Raw genomic sequence first — 1,782 nt, forward strand, 5'->3', positions numbered from 1 at the left:
TAATTTCAACGGGTTATGGGGCGGCTTGAGGCGTTTTAGCGGAAGTCTTGTTGTAACACGTTTTTCTAATTATGCGCTTGAGCCATTGGCTTTTGGCGATGTATCGTTCGTCCATGTACACGCGCATCACTGAATCGGGCGGTCGGCGCTACCTGCAACTGGTCGAGGGCCACCGCGACGAGACCGGAAAGGTCCGCATCAAGGTCGTCGCCAATCTGGGGCGACTGGACAAGCTCAGCCCGACAAAGCTCGATCCATTGATCAACGGGCTCAATCGGGCTGTTGGCCGTTTGGAGAACACTGCTTCCGACATCACCTATGACTCCGCGTTGGGCTTCGGTGATGTCTTCGCGCTCCATGAACTGTGGAAAGACCTCGGTTTTGATCGCGCGCTCAAGCGCGCGTTGCGTTCCGGGCGTCGTGAGATTGACGCCGAGGCCCTTGTGCGGGCCATGGTGTTCAACCGGCTCTGCGCCCCGGACAGCAAGTTAGGCGTTCTGCGCTGGTTGGAAACGGTGGCGATGCCAGCCATGCCGGAAGGCATAACCCATCAGCATCTGCTTCGGGCGATGGATGCACTTCTAGGGCAAGTAGACGCCGTCGAAATGGAACTTGCCAAGCAGATCCGGCCTCTGGTGGATCGCAACCTCACCGTTGTCTTTTACGACCTGACGACCGTGCGGATCCATGGCGAGGGCGAGGTTGAGAAGGACATCCGCGCCTATGGCATGAACAAAGAGACGGGCGGCATCGCCCGTCAGTTCGTCATGGGCGTGGTGCAAACCGCCGAGGGCTTGCCCCTGATGCACACTGTCCATCCCGGCAATGTGGCGGAGACAAAGACCCTGCAGGCCATGCTGTCGCGTGTGCTGCAGCGCTTTCCCATTGAGCGGGTCATTCTCGTCGCTGATCGCGGGCTGCTCAGCCTCGACAACATCGATGCCCTGACCAGCCTCGCCAAAGAGGGCGGACGCACGCTTGAGTTCATCCTCGCCGTGCCGGCACGGCGTTATAGCGAATTGGTCGAGACGTTCCGCACCCTCGCCTTCGGTGCGGAGGGTTTGGCTGAAACGACCTTTGCAGGCCATCGCCTGATTGTCGCCCATGATCCCCTGCGCGCGGCCGAGCAGGGGGAGGCGCGCCGTGCACGGATTGCCGAACTTGATGCCATGGCCGAGAAGATGGTGGGTAAGCTGAACGCCCAAGACGAAGGCGCCACACCCCAGGGACGACGTGCTTCCGACCGTGGCGCTTACAGCCGCTTCACTCGTGCTGTCGCTGAGGCCGAGATGACGCGCTTCCTCAAAGCCGATCTGACCGCGGATCGCTTCTCTTGGTCCGTGGAGGAAGAGGCTGTGGCCGAGGCTGAGCTCTTCGACGGCAAGCTCGCCTTGATCACCAACACCACCGACATCAGCCCCGCAGAGGCCGTCGCGCGCTACAAGGGATTAGCGGACATTGAGCGCGGGTTCCGCGTCCTCAAATCCGACATTGAAATCGCGCCGGTCCACCATCGCCTGCCGGACCGTATCCGTGCGCATGCGCTGATCTGCTTCCTGGCCCTCACACTCTACCGCGTCATGCGCATGCGCCTGAAGGCCAAGGGCCACAGCGCAAGTCCGAAAGCCGCCCTCAACCTTCTTGGCCGCATTCAGAAGCATACGGCACATGCCGGCACGCGTACCCTCCAAGGCGTTAGCCGGACGACCCCGGAACAACTGGAACTCTTCGATGCATTGAGCCTGCCAAAACCAGTCTGACGCCACTTTGTTGTACCATTTT

Annotated in this window: 1 protein-coding gene; it reads left to right on the plus strand. The window is 60.6% G+C overall.

Going from position 1 to position 1,782, the window contains the following annotated elements; all coding sequences use genetic code 11:
- Positions 1-113: 113 nt before the first annotated feature.
- Positions 114-1,760 (plus strand): IS1634 family transposase, encoded by a 1,647-nt coding sequence (locus tag IE101_RS19600; RefSeq protein ID WP_189635513.1) that lies wholly within the window; start codon positions 114-116, stop codon positions 1,758-1,760.
- Positions 1,761-1,782: the final 22 nt, after the last annotated feature.

Origin of the sequence: Gemmobacter lanyuensis, from assembly GCF_014652355.1 — a bacterium.
Lineage (GTDB): Bacteria > Pseudomonadota > Alphaproteobacteria > Rhodobacterales > Rhodobacteraceae > Gemmobacter > Gemmobacter lanyuensis.